The sequence below is a fragment of the Anaeromyxobacter sp. SG17 genome (genome assembly GCF_022690695.1).
Lineage (GTDB): Bacteria > Myxococcota > Myxococcia > Myxococcales > Anaeromyxobacteraceae > Anaeromyxobacter > Anaeromyxobacter soli.
Genome location: NZ_JALCYX010000002.1, coordinates 182,632 through 197,371 on the forward strand (window position 1 = coordinate 182,632; position 14,740 = coordinate 197,371).

A 14,740-nucleotide genomic window follows, 5' to 3' on the forward strand; every position below is an offset into this window, starting at 1 on the left:
CGGAGAACCCGCCACATGCCTCGTTCCAGCAGCACCGCAGCGGACGGCTCGCCCGCCCCGCGCCCCGGGATGCCCCTCGGCCTCCTCGGCGACGGGGAGTCCGCGGAGATCGTCGCCGTCGCCACCGCCGCGCGCGGCGGGTGCGAGTCGCGCGCAGAGGAGATGGGCCTCCGCATCGGCAAGCGGGTCGTGATGCTCAGCAACGGCGCGGGCCCGGTGCTCGTCAAGGTGGACGAGTCGCGCATCGCGGTCGATCGCGGCGTCGCCATGAAGATCAAGGTCACCAAGTGACGGAGACGACGGAAATGAACCTGGCGAGGCTCTCTCCCGGCGAGAAGGGGCGCATCACGGCGATCGGGGCGATCGGCCCGATGCGGCGGCGGCTCATGGACATGGGGCTCCTCCCCGGCGAGGAGGTGCGGGTGGAGAAGGTCGCCCCGCTCGGCGATCCCATCGAGGTGCGGATCCGCAGCTACCACCTGTCGCTCCGCAAGAAGGAGGCGGAGGGCATCGCGGTGGAGGTGACGCCGTGAGCGCCGCGCCGAAGCTCTCCCCGGTCTCCGCAGAGCACCCCGGCGCCGCGCGGTCGATCACCATCGCGGTCGCCGGCAACCCCAACTCCGGCAAGTCCACGCTCATCAACGCGATCGCCGGCAGCCGCCTGCACGTGGGCAACTGGCCGGGCGTCACCGTGGAGAAGAAGGAGGCCGCCTTCGAGCACGAGGGGCGGCGCCTGCGGCTCGTCGATCTGCCGGGCACCTACTCCCTCTCGCCCTACTCGCAGGAGGAGATCGTCGCGCGCGACTACCTCGCCCACGAGCGGCCCGACGTCATCGTGAACGTCGTGGACGCGACGAACCTCGAGCGGAACCTGTACCTCACGGTGCAGCTCCTCGAGCTCGGCATCCCGGTGGTGATGGCGCTCAACGTGTACGACGAGGCGCAGGCGAAGGGCCACCGCATCGACGTGCGCGGCATCGAGGCGCGGCTCGGCGTCCGCGTGGTCCCGACCTCCGCGACGCGCAAGCAGGGCCTCGAGGAGCTGCTCGGAGCGGTCGTCGCCACCGCCGACCGCAGCCACGTCCGGACGATCGCCCCGCTCTCCTACGGCCCCGACCTCGACGGCGCGACCGCGGGCGTGGCGCGCGCCCTCGAGGAGCGACACCCGGAGCTCACCGCGCGCCTCCCCGCGCGCTGGCTGGCGCTGAAGCTCGTCGAGGGGGACGCGCGCGTCCTCGAGGAGACCGGCCTCGAGCGCGACGCCCTCGTCGCGGCGCCGCTCGCCCACCTCGTCGCCGCCCACGGCGACGACGTGGAGGCGATCGTCGCCGAGGCCCGCTACGGCCTCGCGGCGGGGCTCACCCGCGAGGTGCTCGAGAGGCCGAGCCTCCAGAAGACCGAGCTCACCGAGCGGATCGACCGGGTGGTCCTGAACCGCTTCCTCGGGATCCCCATCTTCCTCGCCGCCATGTGGCTCGTCTTCAAGCTCACGTTCGATCTCTCCGCCCCCTTCGGCGACTGGATCGACGCGATGACGAGCGGCCCCTTCAAGCGCTGGGCGGCGGTCCTGCTCGGCGCGATCGGCGCGCCGGGCTGGACGGTGTCGCTCGTGAACGACGGCGTCATCGCGGGCGTCGGCTTCGTGCTCGTCTTCGTCCCCGTCATCTTCGCGATGATGTTCTTCATCACCTTCCTCGAGGGCTCCGGCTACATGGCCCGCGCCGCCTTCGTGATGGACAAGGCGATGCACGCGATGGGGCTCCACGGGAAGTCGTTCATCCCGATGGTCCTCGGCTTCGGCTGCAACGTCCCCGGCGTGTACGCCACCCGCACGCTGGAGAGCGGGCGCGACCGCATCCTCACCGCGCTCCTCATCCCCCTCATGTCCTGCGGCGCGCGCCTCCCCGTGTACGTGCTGTTCGTCGGGGTGTTCTTCCCGCAGCGGCCCGGCACGGTCATCTGGTCGCTCTACGTCATCGGCATCGCGCTCGCGATCACCATGGGCGTCGTCTTCAAGAAGACGCTGTTCCGCGGCGAGGCGCCGGCGTTCATCATGGAGCTCCCGCCCTACCGCATGCCGTCGCTGCGCAGCCTGTGCCTCCACACCTGGGAGAAGGGGAAGCACTTCCTCACCAAGGCCGGCACCTACATCCTCGCGGTGTCCGTCATCGTCTGGTTCATGCTCAACCTGCCCTGGGGCGTGGAGCACAAGAAGGACTCGTACCTCGGCAAGGCGGGGCAGGTGATGGCGCCCGCGCTCGCGCCGCTCGGCTTCGGCACCTGGGAGGCGGCGTCCTCGCTCATCACCGGCGTCATCGCCAAGGAGATCGTGGTCGGCACGATGTCCGAGATCTACGCGCCGAAGCCCGCCCACGAGGAGCAGGCGCCGACGTTCGCCGAGGACCTGCGCGAGATCGGCACCTCGTTCGTGGGCGCCGGGCGCGAGGCGCTCTCGAACGTGGTGTCCACCGCGGGGCTCTCCTCCATCTCCATCGACAAGGCCGACGAGGCGCCCTCCCCGCTCAAGGACGCCGTGCGCGGCGCGTTCACGCCGCTCACCGCGCTCGGCTTCATGGTGTTCGTGCTGCTCTACATGCCGTGCGTGGTGGTCGCCATCGCCATGCGCCAGGAGTTCGGCGGCTGGAAGTGGTTCGGCGTCGCCTTCGCGTACCAGACGGCGCTCGCCTGGGGGATGGCGCTCCTCGTCTACCAGGGCGGCCGCCTGCTCGGGCTGGGGGCGTGAGCATGGGCCTCGAAGACGCCGTCATCGCCGCGCTCGTCATGGCGGGCGCGCTCTACCTCCTCTACCGCTCGCTCTGGAGGGGCGGAGGCGCCTGCCACGGGTGCTCGTCGGGCGGCGCGTGCAGCGCCCGGGCACGCGCACCCGCGCCCCTCGTGACGCTCGGCCGCCGCCCGGAGCCGCGCCCACCGCGGCCGTCGGCCTCCGCCGGCGGCGGCACGGGGACCTGATCCGCTCCTCGCACCCCCTCGCCCATCCCGCAGCCCGACTCGACCCGGGGAGGAAGCTCCCCCGGGACCCCACCCCACTCGAATCGCCGGAGCACGCACCCGATGTCCTCGAACCGCCTCCTCGCCCTGCTCACCGCCGTCGCCCTCTCGGCCCCCGCCGCCGCCCTCGCGGAGGGGGACCTCCCGATCCAGGACAACAGCTTCCTCATCGAGGAGGCCTACAACCAGGAGCCGGGCGTCATCCAGCACATCAGCACCTTCAGCCGCGTCGGCGGCACGGGCGCGTGGCTCTACTCGTTCACCGAGGAGTGGCCGGTGCTCGGGCAGACCCACCAGGCGAGCGTCACGCTCAACTACGCCGGCCTCGAGGCCCCCCGCGCCACCGGGCTCGGCGACCTCATGCTCAACTACCGCTGGCAGGCGATCGGGAGCGGGGAGACGGAGGTCGCGCTCGCGCCGCGCCTCTCGGTCCTCGTCCCCACCGGCGACGAGCGGCGCGGGCTGGGGCTCGGTGGCGCCGGCGTCCAGGTGAACCTGCCGCTGAGCGCCATGCTCGGGCGGCGCTTCGTCACGCACGTGAACCTCGGCGGAACGTACGTTCCGTCCGCGCTCGCCTCCGACGGCGGCCACGGGGCGCTCACCTCGTTCTCAGCCGGGCAGAGCCTCATCTGGCTCGCCCACGCGCGCTTCAACGTGCTGACGGAGGTGCTCTACACGCGCTCGGAGACGGCGCGTCCCGGCGCGAACGATCACGCGGAGACGTTCACCGTCAACCCGGGCGTGCGCGGCGCGATCGACTTCGCGAGCGGGCTGCAGATCGTCCCGGGCGTCAGCGTGCCGCTCGGCGTCGGGCCGAGCCACGGGGAGCGCGCCGTGTTCCTGTACCTGAGCTTCGAGCACCCGTTCCGCCTCGCCGGTCCGACGGCCGAGGCGTCGGCGAAGCCGAGCGCGGACGGGCGTGGATGACGGTGGCGTGCCGCCGGCGCGCGGGCACGGCGCCGGCGCCCCGCGCCCTCAGGCCTGGCCCGCCGCGACCAGGATCCAGCGCAGCGCGAGCCCGCCCGCGAGCACCAGCGCGGGCGCCACGCGGGTCGCGCCGAGGTGCAGGCGCACCTCGAGCGTCTCCATGAGGAGCGGCACGGCGAGGCCGCCGAAGACCACGAGGGCGAAGAACTGCGCCGTGAACGGGCCGCCCAGCAGGAGCCCCGCGGCGGCGTGACCCGCCGCGCCTCCCGTGGAGAGCCCGACGAGGAACAGGACGATGAGCGCCGCCTCGACGGTGATCGCCGCACGGTCCCAGCGCGCGACGAGCCGCCGCTCCTCCGCGTCGAGCCCGAAGAGGAGCAGGAAGGCCGCGCCGGTGGAGAGGCCCGAGACGAGGAAGAGCGGGCCGAGCAGGGCGGAGCTCCACAGGGCGCGCGCGCCGAGCGTGGAGAGGAGGACGCCGGTGTACACGCCGAGCGCGACGCCCACCCACAGGTTCGCGCGGAGGAGCGCCGGCGCGCGGCGGAGCGCGTACGCCCGCGCGGTCCGGACGAGGCCGCCCAGGCCGACGCGGCCGGCGAGCGCCGCAGCCCGCGCGGCCTGCGCCTCGTCGAGCCCGCCGAGCGCGACGAGCAGGCTCACCGGGTAGACGGCGACCAGGATCCACGCGCCCCACGACATGGGCGAGGACGGCCGGAGCGCGAGGTAGAAGCGCGCGATGTGGAGCTTGTGGGCGAGGTCGAGGAACAGGGCGCCCATGCCCACCGACACGAGCACCGGCGCGGCGAAGGCGAGCCAGCGCGCGGCGGGGGAGCGCTCCGGCCGCCGCGCGGCGAGGAGCGAGGTGACGATCATGAGCCCCGCCGCCATTCCGCCGAGGAAGAGGTAGACGGGGACCTCCCAGCCCCAGACGTGCAGCTGCGGATCGATGAGCCGGCTGTGCCGCGCGAGATCGAGCTCGGTCATGGTGGTCTCCCGTTCGTTAGCCGCTGCAGCCGCCGCCGCCCGCCTTGCGCGGCCCGCCGGGCGCCGCGGCGGGCACGGGGGGCGGCGGCGCCGCCTTCATTCCGGTCATCGCCGCCTGGATCCCGGCGCGCAGCCGGTACGCCTCGAGGTCGGAAGCCGGCGCGCCCGGAGCGGGCGGAGCGGGCGGGGTGAGCGCGAACGCCTCCCACGCCGCAAAGCCGCCCTCGAGGGCGTACACGCGGCCCGGGTAGGCCGCGGCGGCCTCCGGCATGGCGGGGAGCTCGGCGGCCGCGACGAGCACGAGGTCGCGCCCGGGGCTCGCGTCCGCGAGCCCGAGCGTGCCGAGCTTGTCCTGCGGGACGCACTCGGCGCCGGGGATCCGCTTCGCCGAGCAGGCCTCCATCGGCCTCAGATCGACGATGCGGAGCTTCCAGGGCTCGTCGAACACGCGGCGGGCCAGCGCGAGCGGCGCGAGGCCGGTCGGCGCGCGCCCGCCCTCGCGGGCCACCGTCGGCGCCGCGAGGCCCACGAGGCCCAGGGCGGCCGCGACGGCGAGCCCCGCGAACACGAAGCGCCCGGGCCGCCCCGCCGGCGTCGGGACCGCGCCGGGATGGGAGCGGCCTGCGAGGACGCGCTCCAGCTTCTCGGCGCCGACGAAGCACCCGACCGCCATCGCGGTGACGGCGAGCGCGACGACGTACGGGCCGGAGCGCGGCGAGAGGTGGAACAGCTCCCAGAGGTAGAAGTTGCCGAGGTCGCCGGCGTTGTGGAAGGTCGCGAACCCCGGCCGCCACTCGAGCTCCGCCCAGAGGACCTGCCCCACGATGACGCCGAGCACGGTCATGAGCCCGTCGAGCTTGCCGGAGGCCATCGCCACGAACGAGGTGCCCGGGCAGTAGCCGGAGACGATGAAGCCGGCGCCGAGCAGGAACCCGCCGGCGACCATCGGCACGAGGTAGGTGCCGCTCACGGCGTGATCCGCGAGCGCCTTGAAGTCGGCGAGCCCCAGCGCCGAGGCGAGCACGACCCCGAGCATGGCCGTCACGATCGCGCTGAACATGACCTTGAAGACGGTCATGTCCTCCCCGTAGAACTGGGCGGCGAGCTTGTTGGCGCGCCCGAAGCCGGCGCGCTCGAGCACGAACCCGAACCCGAAGCCGATGAGGACCGCGGCGACGAGCCCGAGCTCGAAGGGCGGCAGGATGGGGAACGTCATCTCCACTCCCTCCTCAGGAACCAGGCGAGCGCGTAGCCGCCGCCGAACACCGAGAACATGAAGGCCCAGGCGCCGACCGACAGGAGCGCGCCGCCCGAGAGCGCCTGGCCGGAGGTGCAGCCGCGCGTCATCTTGGCGGCGGCGCCCATGAGCACGCCGCCCGCGAGCGCGAGCGCGAGCCGCGCGCCGTTGCCGATGCGGGGCCCCTTCAGCACCTCGCCGCGCAGCCGGCCGGAGGTGTAGGCCGCGACGACGCCGCCGAGCAGCGCGCCGAAGATCTCGAACACGAGCCAGGTCACGTGCGGGCTCGCCTCCGCGCGCGCGAGGGACGGCGTGCTCGCCACGTGCGAGGGCGCGAAGACCTCGAGCGCGGCGATGCCCGCGCGGAGCGACGCGCCGGAGGCGCCGAGGCCCGAGCCCATCACCAGGAACGAGGTGAAGAGCACGAGGCCGAGGGCCACGCCGGCGAGGTACGGGTTCCAGAACTTGTCGGGGTTCCGTTGCATCTCGGGCTCCTACGTGAGGAAGAACACGTTCGGCTCGTTGCCCGACCCGGGCTGGAGCACCTTCACGCGGCGCGAGCGGGTGAGCTCCGCGACGCGGCTCGCCGGGTCGGCGAGGTCGCCGAAGGTGAGCGCGCGCGTGGGGCAGGTCTCCACGCAGGCGGGGAGGTTCCCCTCGCGGACGCGGTGCAGGCAGAAGGTGCACTTGTCCACGAAGCCCTCCGGGTGGACGTAGCGCGCGCCGTACGGGCACGACGCCACGCAGGCCTTGCAGCCCGTGCACTTCGACCGCGTCACGGCCACCACCCCGCCGTCGGCGACGTGGCTCGCGCCCGTCGGGCAGGCGGAGACGCAGGACGGGCGGCTGCACTGGTTGCAGCGCTCCGAGCGGATCTCCATGGAGAGCCCCGGGAACGCGCCGTGCGTCTCCTCGGCGATCCAGCCGCGGAACCCGCCGCTCGGCAGCGCGTTCTCCGTCTTGCAGGCGATGACGCAGGCGTTGCAGCCGACGCAGCGGGCGGTGTCGACCGCCATGGCGTAGCGCTTCCTCATGCCGACCTCTCGGCGCGCTCGAGGCGCACGAAGTTCACGCTCATGCCGGTGCCGCCCATGATGGGGTCGACGGCGTAGCGGGTGACGAGCGCGCTGTCGGAGGCGCCGCGGCCGTATGCGTAGCCGAGCCGCTTCGCGGTCTGCCCCCAGCCGTGCACGAGGTACACGCAGTCACCGCGGATCCGCTGCGTCACCTTCGCGCGCACCGGCCCGGAGCGCGCGCCGTCCTGGTTCACGAGGAACACGCGCTCGCCGTCCTCGAGCGGCTGCGCGAACCCGGGCAGCGCGCGCGCGACGTCTGCGTTCACCCACACCTCGTTCTCCGGGTAGGGCTCGGCGAGGAGCCGGTTGTTCACCGTGCGGCCGAAGGTGTGCGTCGGGGCCCGCCCCATGAGCAGCCGGAACTGGCCCGGGGGCGGCTCCTCGTGCGGGTAGTACTGGGGGAGCGGGTCGAAGCCGAGCTTCGCGAGCTCCTCGCTGCGCAGCTGGATCTTGCCCGACTCGTGGGGCACCTCGACCGCGAGCCCCTCCTCCTCGCAGGTCGCGACCTCGCGGCCGAGCACGACGCCCGTCTCGCGGGCGCGGGCGACGTCGTGGCCGCCCGCGCGGAGCCGCGCGTCCACGTACTCGCGCGCGTCCTTCCAGGGGAAGTGCTCCGCGAGCCCCACGCGCCCGGCGAGCTCCTTCGCGATCCACCAGCCCGGCTTCGAGTCGTGGAGCGGCGGCACCACCTCCTGCCGCACCGCGAGGAACGGCCGCTTGTACGCGGGCGCCGCGATGTCGTCGTCGCGCTCGAGGTAGGTCGCCTCGGGGAGCACCACGTCGCTCCACCCGCAGATCTCCGCGGGCAGCACGTCGATCGACACGACGAGGTCGAGCCCCTCGAGCGCCTTCACCGTCTGGCGCCGGTCGGGCAGCGCCTGCATGAGGTTGCAGCCGTAGATGAGCCAGGCCTTGAGGTCGTAGAGCGCCTGGCCCGACACGCTCGCGTCGCACAGGCCCGAGGCGATGACCTCGGTGGCGACCGGGAAGCCGCCCTTCTTCGGCCGGTCGGCCGCGCCCTTCCCCCCGTGCGGAGGCTCGGCCGTCACCGGGTACGGCGGGAGCGAGAGCTTCGCGTGGCTCACGTAGCCGCCGCGCCGGCCCCAGCTGCCGAGCAGCGCGGAGAGGATCGCCATGGCCCGCGCGCGCTGGGTGTCGTCGCCGTACCAGGTGGTGTGGCGGCCGGGGTGGACGAGCGAGGCGGGGCGCGCGGAGGCGATGAGCCGCGCGCTGTCGCGGATGAGCTCGGGGCGGAGGCCGGTGATGGGATAGGCCCACTCCGGCGTCTTGTCCGCCACGTGCGCGCGGAGCTCCTCGAGGCCGACCGCGTGCTTCGCGAGGTACTCGGCGTCGTAGGCGTTCTCCGCCAGCATCACGTTCATCCAGGCGAGGAGGAGCGCGATGTCGGTGCCGGGCTTGATGGGCAGCCAGTAGCGCGCCTTGCTCGCGGCGACCGAGAAGCGCGGGTCGACCACCACGAGCTCGGCGCCGCGCCCGACCGCCTCGGCGAGGTCCTGCACCTGGGTGTTGTGCATGTTCTCGCCGAGGTGGCTGCCGATGAGCGTGATGACCCGGGCGTTCGCGAGGTCGATCGGCTCCGGCGAGCCGAGCGGCGTGCCGAAGGTGAGGAGGTAGCCCGCCTCGCGCGGCCCGCGGCACTGCGCGTAGGACGGCGCGCCGACGTTGGGCGAGCCCCACGCCTTCATGAAGTGCTTGAACCAGGTGCCGCCCGAGCCGTGCGTGAAGAGCGCGACCGCCTCGGGGCCGTGCCGGCGCTTCACCTCGAGGAGCCCCTCGCCGACGCGGTTCAGCGCCGCGTCCCAGCTCACCTCCTCGAACACGTCTTCGCCCCGCTTCTGCGTGCGGACGAGCGGCCTCCTCAGGCGATCGGGGTCGTAGAGGAGGCCGGTCGCGCCGGCGCCGCGCGGGCAGAGCATGCCGCGGGAGAGCGGGTGGTCGGGGTTGCCGACCACCTTCGTCACCCGCCCGTCCTTCACGTGCGCCCTCACCCCGCAGCCCCAGAAGCAGAGCTCGCAGTACGAGGCGACCACGCGGTCGCCGTCGGTGGCGGGATCCTCCACGCGGTCCGCGTCGAGGCCCCACCAGCGCGTGGTGAGCCCGGACGCGAGGGCCGCGCCGCCGGCCGCCGCGCCGCCGATCTGGATGAACTTCCTGCGGGTGAGAGTCATCGCTGGCGCTCCTTCGAGGGAGATCCTGACGCGCCTTGCCGCGCTAGAAGTGGTAGGCGAGGCCGACGTCGATCTCGAGCTGCGACATCTCGGTCGAGTAGGCGGCGATGCCCTGGCCGTTGCCCATCGGCGGCGGCGGCGCGGCGTTCGAGCCCTCGAGCTTCGAGTTGAGCGCGTACATGCCGGCCACGTTCACGTTGAGCTTCTGGCCGATCGCGTAGCCGACGCCGGCGGTGAGGTGGTGCTCCGAGACGGCCGGGAACGCCATGTTCTCGAACGCGCGGTCCGGGTCGAGCGGCATCTTGCCGTAGTTGTAGCCGGCGCGGAGCGCGAGCTGCGCGGTCGGCTTCACCTGGGCGCCCACCTTCACCACCCACTGATCGCTCCAGCCCATGTTGAACGGCATGGCGCCGGTGGCGCTCGGGTCGCTCGTGTACTGCGGGAGCCCGTCACCCATCGTGCTCGACCAGTCGATCCACTGGACGTCCACCGCGAGGAGGAGGGCGTCCACCGGGGTCACGGCCACGCCGAGGGTGGCGCTCTGCGGCTGGTCGAACGAGAGCTTGTCGGTGCCGCCCGGGATCGTCGTGCCCGGCGCCATCGGGTTCGGGCGCGCCGGGACGTCGAACGAGAAGTCCTGGAACCAGCTGCGCGTCTCGTACGCGGCGCCCAGGGTGACGCGCTTCACCGGCGTGAACTTGACGCCGAAGGTGGCGCCGCCGCCCACCGCCGTGGAGGTGTCGTGCGCCGCCTGGCCGGCGCCGGAGGCGACGTCGTACTTCATCTGCGCCACCATGACGTTCGCGGTGACGCCGAGGCTGAGGCGATCGCTCACCCGGTAGGACGCGCCGGGCGTGAAGCGGCCCTGCATGTAGGAGGTGAGGGTCGGCCCGTAGTAGAGGTTCGTCGCGTAGTCGACGCCCATGCCGGCGACGCCGAACACGCCGAGGCCGGCGGAGATCCGGTCGGTCACCGGCTGGACGTAGGCGATGACCGGGATCGGCGAGGCGCCGCGGTCCGAGTCGAGGGACGCGCCGTCGTTCGCGACGAACATCGCGGGCATGCTCCCCGTCGCGCTGTAGCTGACCGACGGCTTGAAGTACGAGCCGCCGAGCTCGAAGCACCGCCCCAGGTCGGCGATGCCCGCCGGGTTGGTGAGGAGCGAGGCGCCGTCGAGCGTCGCGCCCACGCCCACGCCGCCCATGGCGTCCTGCACGGCGCCGAAGCCGATCATCCGCATGCCGTTCGTCGCGTGCGCCGCCGCCGGCGCGATCGTCGAGATCGCGGCGAGGAGCACGGTGAGCCTCTTCATCGTCATGGCCTCTTCCTCTCTCGTGGCACGCCGGGCGAGCCGGCGCGCGGTCCGTCGCCAGGCGGTTCGCTGCGTGGCGCAACTCTCGTCGCAGGCGGGCATTGCGCGCCGCGTGCCCGTTCGGGAGTCACGTCGAATCGCGGACTTGGCTCGAGCACGCGACTCTGCGTTTCAGGTGCGACGACACACCGCGTTTCACGGCGAAACGCGGTGTGTCAGGGTGTGCGACGAGGGAGAGTCCGATGGAACAGGCCCAGCACCCCACGAGCAACCGCGACGTCGCCTTCGCCGCCGTGAACGCCGCGTTCGGCTCGATCGGCCGCATCTGCATGGCGCTCGACGGACAGTTCCGGATCCGCCACGCCTCCGAGCGCGTGGAGTCGCTGCTCGGGCCGGGGGCCGCCGCGCGGATCACGGGTGCGCCGGTCGAGACGGTGCTCGGCAGCGAGCTGTTCGGGCCTGAGGGACCCCTCCGTCAGGCGCTCGTCGCGGGCGAGCGTCGCGAGGGGTGGCGCGCCTACCTCCAGTGCGAGCGCGGCCCGCGGCTGCTCTCGGTCACCGCCGCGCCCCTGCAGCACGACCCGCACGGCGTCTGCGATCCCTCCGCCGCCTACCTCGTCATCCTCCGTCCCGCCGACGACGAGTCGCCGGACGTCTGCGCGCCCGTCGCCGGCTTCGGCGTGATGTGCCGCTCGCAGGCCATGACGCGGGTGTTCCGCCTCATCGAGACGCTGCAGCACAGCGAGTCGACCGTGCTCGTCACCGGGGAGAGCGGGACGGGCAAGGAGGTGATGGCGCGCATCATCCACGCGCACTCGCCGCGCCGGAACGGCCCGTTCATCGCGGTGAACGCCGCGGCCCTCCCCGCCGAGCTGCTCGAGAGCGAGCTCTTCGGGCACGTGCGCGGCGCCTTCACCGGCGCGATCCGCGACCGGACCGGGCGGTTCGAGTCGGCCGAGGGCGGGACGCTCTTCCTCGACGAGATCGGCGACCTGCCGCTCGCCGTGCAGGTGAAGCTCCTGCGCGTCCTGCAGGAGCACACCTACGAGCGCGTCGGCGACGACAAGGTGCGCAGGACGAACGCCCGGATCATCGCCGCGACCCACCGCGATCTCCGCCGCGCCGTCGCCGCCGGCACCTTCCGCGAGGACCTCTACTACCGGCTGCGGGTGTTCCCGGTGGAGCTCCCGCCCCTGCGCGCGCGGCGCGAGGACATCGAGCCCATCGCGCGGGTCCTCCTCGGGCGCGTGGGCGCTCGGACGGCGCGGGCGCTGCACTTCTCGCCCGACGCGCTCCGCGCCCTCCTCTCCCACGACTGGCCCGGCAACGTGCGCGAGCTCGAGAACGCGCTCGAGTACGCCGCCACCGTGTGCAAGGGGCAGACGCTCCAGCCCGAGGACCTGCCGCCGGAGGTCGGCGCGGCCGCGGCGGCGCGCGCGGAGCCGCTCGTCGCGCCCGCGCCCGCCCTCGCCCCCTCCTCGACCCCGGCGGCCCTCCTCGCGATCGCCGGGCGCCGCGCCGTCCCGCACGACGAGCGCGCCACCCTGCAGGCGACGCTCGACGCCCACCGCTGGAACCGCGCGGACACCGCCAAGGCGCTCGGCCTCTCCCGCAGCACGCTGTGGCGGCGCATGCGGGCGCTCGGGCTGCTCGACCCCGCGGAGGCTTCCGGCGCGCTCGCCTGACGAGGTCCGCCGGCCTCGCGCTCAGGGCGCGCGCCGCCAGAGGCCGCCGTGGTGCGACACCCACGCGCCGGACCCGCACATGAGGCCCACGGGCATCTCGGCGCGCTCCCACGTTCGCCCGTCCCAGCGGAATCGATTCATGGGATCGTGGTTCCAGCGCGACGTCGGGACGGCCCAGACGTCGTCCGCGCCGGTCCCGAAGATGCAGCGCACCGGGTAGGTGGGGCCGGCGGTCCCCGCCCAGCGGCTGCCGTCCCAGCGGTAGGCGACCTCCCCGATCAACGCCCAGGCATCGTGCGGCGTCGCGCCCCACATCGCGCCGCGCTCCCAGGACGAATCGCGGGCCGTGAGCGCGCGGCACTCGGTCGCTCCGCGGAGCTCCTCGCTCCAGCCGCCGTCCGACCAGCGCCAGATGACCTGCTGCAGCACCGCCTCGTACGGCGGGTCGCCCTGGATCGGCGTGACCTCGAACCCCAGCGCGAACAGCAGCCCCGGGCGCGGCGTCCAGATCGCGTGCACCTCGCCCGGCGAGCCGCGGCCCGTCCACCGCTCGCCGTCCCAGTGGAAGACGCCCGCCTCGTTCGACGCCCAGGCGTCGGTCGCGCCGGTGCCGGTGAGCTTCTCCCGCAACGCGCGGTACCGCGGGTCCCAGGCCGAGGCCGCGCTCCGGTCGACACGGGTCGGCGTCCAGCGCACGCCGTCCCAATGGAGATAGCCGTCGCGGTGGGCGAGCCAGACGTCGCTCGCGCTCGAGCCGTACGTGGCCGTGTAGAGGAGCCCCACCTCCGAGGCGGGGAGCCGCGAGCCGGAGACGCGGACCCAGGTTGCCCCGTCCCAGCTCACGAGCTCCGCGCCGCCGTCCTCCGTCGGCGCGAGCACCCACGCCTCGTCGGCGGGCGCCAGGTTCCGGTCGATGACCCGCAGCTCGCCTCCGAGGTGAGCGCGAGGCGTCCAGCGCTCGCCATTCCAGTGGTAGAGCGCGCCGGACACGTCGTCCGTGCGCATGCCCCACACGTCGTGCGCCCCCGCCGCCCAGAGGACGCGGTCCGGCGCGTCCGCGACCTCGCTCCAGGCGCCGTCCGCGAGGTGGTGCTCGCCGACCCAGACGTCGCCGCGCGTCGCGACGAACACGGGGCCCGAGATCGACGCGTCCTGCGGCCACCACTCGGCCCCGTCGAACCTCCAGACGGTGGGCTCGGTCGAGCGGAACGGCTCCCGGGCCCGCGAACCGGCCTGCGGAGGAGACAGCGCGCTCGCCCACACGTCGTCCGGCGCCGAGCCCGAGATCGAGCCCAGCCCATCGGGCAGGCGGACGAGGCCTCCGCCCAGGCGCCACTCGGACCAGCTGCCGCCGCGACGCCGCACGACGGCGACCGCCCGCGTGTTCACGCCCGCCCGCAAGCCTTCCCACGGCAACGTGACGCCGAACACGTCGTCGATCCCCGCCGCCCAGACGCCGTACACGTCGCCGGCGTAGCCTTCCGGGCACGCGAACGTCTCCGCGACGGTGCCGTCGAACCGCTGGAAGCCGCAGCTCCACGTGCCGGTCCACGCCACCCCGTCCGAAGAGGAGATGGAACCCTGGGTGAACACCTCGCCGCGGGCCTGACGCGTCCAGCGCGTTCCGTCCCATCGGAGGAGCGTGAGCGGATCGGCCGTCCACGCCTCCGTCGCGCTCTTGCCCCACACGTCCCTCAGGTCGAAGCCGACGTACAGCGGGATCCCGCCCGGCTCGCGCGCGACGCCGAGCCACTCCGCGGACCACGCCGCGCCGTCCCAGTGGAGCATCCCGCCGAGCGTGGTCGTCGCCCACACGTCGCTCGGGCCGCTGCCCCACATGCTCCGGACGGGCGCGCCGCGCGGGAAGTTCCACCAGCACCAGCCCCCCGCGCACGGGCGGTCCGAGGTCGCGACGCCTGCCTCGACCGGCAGCAGCGACGCGGGGACCTCGACGTCCGGGGGGATCGGCCCGGAGGGTTGGCGCGGGTCCGGCGGCGGCCCGCTCGCGGGCGGTTCCCCTCCCGCCGGCGGTTCCGCGCTCGATCGGCCCGCTTCGCCACGCGAGAAGCAGCCGGCCGCCAGCACGGCCGCCACCACCACCACCCCCGTCGCGCGCATCGCCGGCCCCCGCTTTCACGCAGGGTACCCATTCACCATCCGTGCGCCCACGAGTCCGTGAGGGGCAGGCCCACCGTGGGGGGTGCGCCTCGTCCGACGCTCTCCGCCGAGGCCCGATCGCGGAGTCGCGGGGCGAGTGCCCGCCCGCGCCGCGCCCGGCCGGGCGGCGGCCTCGCCGCGCGCGCTCGGCCGCGCTCAGCCCG

Annotated in this window: 13 protein-coding genes; 6 read left to right on the forward strand and 7 right to left on the reverse strand. The window is 73.8% G+C overall.

The features are described 5' to 3' along the window. Positions 1 to 15: 15 nt before the first annotated feature. The 5 genes from MNY60_RS01895 to MNY60_RS01915 all read left to right on the forward strand — a co-directional run bounded on the left by MNY60_RS01895 (position 16) and on the right by MNY60_RS01915 (position 3,936). The gene (locus tag MNY60_RS01895; protein WP_242337704.1) at positions 16 to 291 is read left to right on the forward strand and encodes a FeoA family protein; all 276 of its coding nucleotides are present in this window, start codon (positions 16 to 18) and stop codon (positions 289 to 291) included. A 14-nt stretch (positions 292 to 305) separates the two neighbouring features. Next, the gene (locus MNY60_RS01900) at positions 306 to 533 is read left to right on the forward strand and encodes a FeoA family protein (protein ID WP_242337702.1); all 228 of its coding nucleotides are present in this window, start codon (positions 306 to 308) and stop codon (positions 531 to 533) included. Next, on the forward strand, positions 530 to 2,743 hold the full coding sequence (gene feoB / locus MNY60_RS01905; protein WP_242337700.1) for a ferrous iron transport protein B: 2,214 nt from the start codon (positions 530 to 532) through the stop codon (positions 2,741 to 2,743). The genes MNY60_RS01900 and feoB overlap by 4 nt, the downstream gene beginning before the upstream one ends. 2 nt (positions 2,744 to 2,745) lie before the next feature. Then, the gene (locus tag MNY60_RS01910; protein ID WP_242337698.1) at positions 2,746 to 2,970 is read left to right on the forward strand and encodes a hypothetical protein; all 225 of its coding nucleotides are present in this window, start codon (positions 2,746 to 2,748) and stop codon (positions 2,968 to 2,970) included. A 102-nt stretch (positions 2,971 to 3,072) separates the two neighbouring features. Further along, the gene (locus MNY60_RS01915; RefSeq protein ID WP_242337696.1) at positions 3,073 to 3,936 is read left to right on the forward strand and encodes a hypothetical protein; all 864 of its coding nucleotides are present in this window, start codon (positions 3,073 to 3,075) and stop codon (positions 3,934 to 3,936) included. A gap of 48 nt (positions 3,937 to 3,984) precedes the next feature. On the opposite strand, the gene nrfD is transcribed toward MNY60_RS01915, so the two are convergent. Genes nrfD through MNY60_RS01945 form a run of 6 tightly spaced genes read right to left on the reverse strand, consistent with a single transcriptional unit; the run spans position 3,985 to position 10,740 of the window. Continuing rightward, positions 3,985 to 4,920 (reverse strand): NrfD/PsrC family molybdoenzyme membrane anchor subunit, encoded by a 936-nt coding sequence (gene nrfD / locus MNY60_RS01920; RefSeq protein WP_242359931.1) that lies wholly within the window; start codon positions 4,918 to 4,920, stop codon positions 3,985 to 3,987. A 16-nt stretch (positions 4,921 to 4,936) separates the two neighbouring features. Beyond that, positions 4,937 to 6,136: a YeeE/YedE thiosulfate transporter family protein gene (locus MNY60_RS01925; protein ID WP_242359932.1), complete on the reverse strand. Its 1,200-nt coding sequence runs from the start codon at positions 6,134 to 6,136 to the stop codon at positions 4,937 to 4,939. Continuing rightward, the gene (locus MNY60_RS01930) at positions 6,133 to 6,642 is read right to left on the reverse strand and encodes a YeeE/YedE thiosulfate transporter family protein (RefSeq protein ID WP_242337690.1); all 510 of its coding nucleotides are present in this window, start codon (positions 6,640 to 6,642) and stop codon (positions 6,133 to 6,135) included. The genes MNY60_RS01925 and MNY60_RS01930 overlap by 4 nt, the downstream gene beginning before the upstream one ends. Positions 6,643 to 6,651: 9 nt before the next feature. Next, a complete protein-coding gene (locus MNY60_RS01935; RefSeq protein WP_242337688.1) occupies positions 6,652 to 7,191 on the reverse strand; it encodes a 4Fe-4S dicluster domain-containing protein in 540 nt (179 codons plus the stop codon). Continuing rightward, positions 7,188 to 9,422, reverse strand: coding sequence for a molybdopterin-dependent oxidoreductase (locus tag MNY60_RS01940; RefSeq protein ID WP_242337686.1), 2,235 nt, complete (start codon positions 9,420 to 9,422; stop codon positions 7,188 to 7,190). Before MNY60_RS01940 ends, MNY60_RS01935 begins: the two co-directional genes overlap by 4 nt. A 43-nt stretch (positions 9,423 to 9,465) precedes the next feature. Then, a complete protein-coding gene (locus tag MNY60_RS01945) occupies positions 9,466 to 10,740 on the reverse strand; it encodes an OmpP1/FadL family transporter (RefSeq protein WP_242337684.1) in 1,275 nt (424 codons plus the stop codon). A 236-nt stretch (positions 10,741 to 10,976) separates the two neighbouring features. On the opposite strand from MNY60_RS01945, the gene MNY60_RS01950 reads away from it, so the two are divergent. Then, positions 10,977 to 12,419 (forward strand): sigma-54-dependent Fis family transcriptional regulator, encoded by a 1,443-nt coding sequence (locus tag MNY60_RS01950; RefSeq protein ID WP_242337682.1) that lies wholly within the window; start codon positions 10,977 to 10,979, stop codon positions 12,417 to 12,419. 21 nt (positions 12,420 to 12,440) lie between these two features. On the opposite strand, the gene MNY60_RS01955 is transcribed toward MNY60_RS01950, so the two are convergent. Beyond that, complete coding sequence (locus MNY60_RS01955; protein WP_242337680.1) at positions 12,441 to 14,537, reverse strand: hypothetical protein; 2,097 nt, start codon at positions 14,535 to 14,537, stop codon at positions 12,441 to 12,443. Between the last annotated feature and the right edge of the window lie 203 nt (positions 14,538 to 14,740).